General features: G+C 53.6%; 2 protein-coding genes and 1 pseudogene. 2 read left to right on the top strand and 1 reads right to left on the bottom strand.

Annotated elements, in window-relative coordinates; translation table 11 throughout:
- Positions 1 to 125: 125 nt before the first annotated feature.
- Positions 126 to 1,637: pseudogene (nadB, locus tag ACJHXA_RS23565) on the top strand (L-aspartate oxidase); the annotation flags it as partial.
- Here the strand turns inward: nadB and trmN are convergent.
- Complete coding sequence (gene trmN, locus ACJHXA_RS23570) at positions 1,622 to 2,359, bottom strand: tRNA(1)(Val) (adenine(37)-N(6))-methyltransferase TrmN (protein WP_001298974.1); 738 nt, start codon at positions 2,357 to 2,359, stop codon at positions 1,622 to 1,624. The pseudogene nadB and the gene trmN overlap by 16 nt on opposite strands.
- Before the next feature lie 131 nt (positions 2,360 to 2,490).
- On the opposite strand from trmN, the gene srmB reads away from it, so the two are divergent.
- Positions 2,491 to 3,825 (top strand): ATP-dependent RNA helicase SrmB, encoded by a 1,335-nt coding sequence (srmB, locus tag ACJHXA_RS23575; protein WP_000219193.1) that lies wholly within the window; start codon positions 2,491 to 2,493, stop codon positions 3,823 to 3,825.
- Positions 3,826 to 4,002: the final 177 nt, after the last annotated feature.

Consider the following 4,002-nt stretch of genomic DNA (forward strand, 5'->3'; position numbering starts at 1 on the left):
ACTTTGGGAGAAAGGCAGTCCGCTGCATAAATCTACGCAACAGGTTAGAACCCAAGGCCCGATACGGCATGCGGACTGCAGGCAGAGAAAACTGGCCGATTTTCTCTGCACTGGAGGGATAATACAAAGGCCCGGTAACGGAAGGTTCAACATTTTATGCCCAGGGCGGTATTGCCGCCGTGTTTGATGAAACTGACAGCATTGACTCGCATGTGGAAGACACATTGATTGCCGGGGCTGGTATTTGCGATCGCCATGCAGTTGAATTTGTCGCCAGCAATGCACGATCCTGTGTGCAATGGTTAATTGACCAAGGGGTTTTGTTTGATACCCACGTTCAACCGAATGGCGAAGAAAGCTACCATCTGACCCGTGAAGGTGGACATAGTCACCGTCGTATTCTTCATGCCGCCGACGCCACCGGTAGAGAAGTACAATCCACGCTGGTGAGCAAGGCGCAGAACCATCCGAATATTCGTGTGCTGGAGCGCAGCAACGCAGTTGATCTGATTGTTTCTGACAAAATTGGCCTCCCGGGCACGCGACGGGTTGTTGGCGCGTGGGTATGGAACCGAAATAAAGAAACGGTGGAAACCTGCCACGCAAAAGCAGTGGTACTGGCAACCGGCGGTGCGTCGAAGGTTTATCAGTACACCACCAATCCGGATATTTCTTCTGGCGATGGCATTGCTATGGCGTGGCGCGCAGGCTGTCGGGTTGCCAATCTCGAATTGAATCAGTTCCACCCTACCGCACTGTATCACCCACAGGCACGCAATTTCCTGTTAACGGAAGCACTGCGCGGCGAAGGCGCTTATCTCAAGCGCCCGGATGGCACGCGTTTTATGCCCGATTTTGATGAGCGCGGCGAACTGGCCCCGCGCGATATTGTCGCCCGCGCCATTGACCATGAAATGAAACGCCTCGGCGCAGATTGTATGTTCCTCGACATCAGCCATAAGCCCGCCGATTTTATTCGCCAGCATTTCCCGATGATTTATGAAAAATTGCTCGGGCTGGGGATTGATCTCACACAAGAACCGGTACCGATTGTGCCTGCTGCACATTATACCTGCGGTGGTGTAATGGTTGATGATCATGGGCGTACGGACGTCGAGGGCTTGTATGCCATTGGCGAGGTGAGTTATACCGGCTTACACGGCGCTAACCGCATGGCCTCGAATTCATTGCTGGAGTGTCTGGTCTATGGCTGGTCGGCGGCAGAAGATATCACCAGACGTATGCCTGATGCCCACGGCGTCAGTACGTTACCGCCGTGGGATGAAAGCCGCGTTGAGAACCCTGACGAACGGGTAGTAATTCAGCATAACTGGCACGAGCTACGGCTGTTTATGTGGGATTACGTTGGCATTGTGCGCACAACGAAGCGCCTGGAACGCGCCCTGCGGCGGATAACCATGCTCCAACAAGAAATAGACGAATATTACGCCCATTTCCGCGTCTCAAATAATTTGCTGGAGCTGCGTAATCTGGTACAGGTTGCCGAGTTGATTGTTCGCTGCGCGATGATGCGCAAAGAAAGCCGGGGGCTGCATTTTACGCTGGATTACCCGGAACTGCTCACGCATTCCGGTCCATCGATCCTTTCCCCCGGCAATCATTACATAAACAGATAAAAAGCCTGGGTCAGCGCCGTATACGCTTCGGAATAGTTCTGGTCTGGCCCACGAATGACTAAGCGATCGCTAAAGCATTCTCCCGCCTGCGGGGAGAATGCCAGCAGCACCCGATGCGGCAGTCGCGCTTCGTTTTCCGCCACATCCGTCCGCAAACGTAAATGCCAGCCCATGCTTAATGCCAGTTCAGTAAAACCATTACCAATCTGCTCTGGCAGCACCACGCAGAAAAATCCCTCTTCGGTAATGCACTCCGCCGCACAGGTCAGCAGCGATGGGTGATCAAGCGTAGTGGTATAGCGAGCCTGTTCCCGTTGAGGTGTCGCGCACTCTACTCCCTGCTGATAGTAAGGTGGGTTACTGATGATTAAATCGAAGCGTACTGTCTGCTGTGTGATCCACTGCTGAATATCCGCCGTATGGACGTTAATCCGCTCTGCCCACGGGGACTGGTTGATATTTTCCTGCGCCTGCGCGGCAGCTTCACTTTCCAGCTCAACGGCATCAATTATCACGCTGTCACTGGTTCGCTGCGCCAGCATCAGTGCCAGCAACCCGCTACCCGCGCCGATATCAAGGCAACGTTTCACCCCAGCCACCGGTGCCCATGCGCCCAGCAAAATGCCATCCGTTCCCACTTTCATCGCACAGCGATCGTGAGCAACAAAAAACTGTTTAAAAGTAAATCCATTACGACGAAGCACGGATGTAGACTGTGACATGAAAATAAAACCTTGCAGGAAAAACGGCGATAGCACCGGGTGAGAACAATACCCGAGAAGCGATATCCATACAAACAGATGAAGATTGCAGCCGTAACGTCTATAATCAGCGCCCCACACAGAGGTAGAACATGACTGTAACGACTTTTTCCGAACTTGAACTCGACGAAAGCCTGCTGGAAGCCCTCCAGGATAAAGGTTTCACTCGCCCGACCGCCATTCAGGCTGCCGCCATTCCGCCTGCGCTCGATGGCCGTGATGTACTCGGTTCTGCGCCGACAGGCACCGGTAAAACGGCGGCGTATCTGCTGCCAGCGTTGCAGCACCTGCTCGATTTCCCGCGTAAGAAATCCGGTCCGCCGCGTATTTTGATCCTCACCCCAACTCGCGAGCTGGCGATGCAGGTGGCCGATCATGCCCGCGAACTGGCGAAACATACGCATCTGGATATCGCCACCATCACCGGCGGCGTAGCCTATATGAACCACGCGGAAGTGTTCAGCGAAAATCAGGACATCGTGGTCGCCACGACCGGACGTCTGCTGCAATACATAAAAGAAGAGAACTTCGATTGCCGCGCGGTTGAAACGCTGATCCTCGACGAAGCAGACCGTATGCTGGATATGGGCTTCGCTCAGGATATCGAACATATTGCTGGCGAAACGCGCTGGCGTAAACAGACCCTGCTCTTTTCGGCAACGCTGGAAGGCGATGCGATTCAGGACTTTGCCGAGCGTCTGCTGGAAGATCCGGTGGAGGTTTCTGCCAATCCGTCCACCCGTGAGCGCAAAAAAATTCATCAGTGGTATTACCGCGCCGATGACCTGGAACATAAAACCGCATTGCTGGTGCATCTGTTAAAACAGCCGGAAGCGACCCGCTCAATTGTGTTTGTGCGTAAGCGTGAACGTGTGCATGAGCTGGCAAACTGGCTGCGCGAAGCGGGCATCAACAACTGCTATCTCGAAGGTGAGATGGTACAAGGCAAGCGTAACGAAGCGATCAAGCGTTTGACCGAAGGTCGCGTAAACGTACTGGTTGCAACCGATGTTGCCGCGCGCGGTATCGACATTCCTGACGTCAGCCACGTCTTTAACTTCGATATGCCGCGCAGTGGCGATACTTATTTGCACCGTATCGGACGTACCGCGCGCGCCGGTCGTAAAGGCACCGCAATTTCGCTGGTGGAAGCCCATGACCATTTGCTGCTGGGCAAGGTTGGCCGTTACATTGAAGAGCCGATTAAAGCTCGCGTTATTGATGAGTTACGCCCGAAAACGCGTGCGCCAAGCGAGAAGCAGACCGGCAAGCCATCGAAGAAAGTACTGGCAAAACGCGCCGAGAAGAAAAAAGCTAAAGAGAAAGAGAAACCGCGTGTGAAAAAACGCCATCGCGACACCAAAAATATTGGTAAGCGCCGTAAACCAAGCGGAACGGGCGTGCCACCGCAAACGACAGAAGAGTAATCTCAATGCCGGGTTTAAGCCTGGTATTAAAAGTGCTGGCAAACGCAAAACTGCCTGATGCGCTACGCTTATCAGGCCTTGTATTATCCCTCCAGTGCAGAGAAAATCGGCCAGTTTTCTCTGCCTGCAGTCCGCATGCCGTATCGGGCCTTGGGTTCTAACCTGTTGCGTAGATTT

The organism is Escherichia sp. WS33, from assembly GCF_046486385.1.
GTDB lineage: Bacteria > Pseudomonadota > Gammaproteobacteria > Enterobacterales > Enterobacteriaceae > ECMA0423.

Bases quoted from the DNA above. Each gene is read 5' to 3' on its own strand.
- trmN (WP_001298974.1), bottom strand. From the start codon at position 2,359: ATGTCACAGTCTACATCCGTGCTTCGTCGTAATGGATTTACTTTTAAA.
- srmB (WP_000219193.1), top strand. From the start codon at position 2,491: ATGACTGTAACGACTTTTTCCGAACTTGAACTCGACGAAAGCCTGCTG.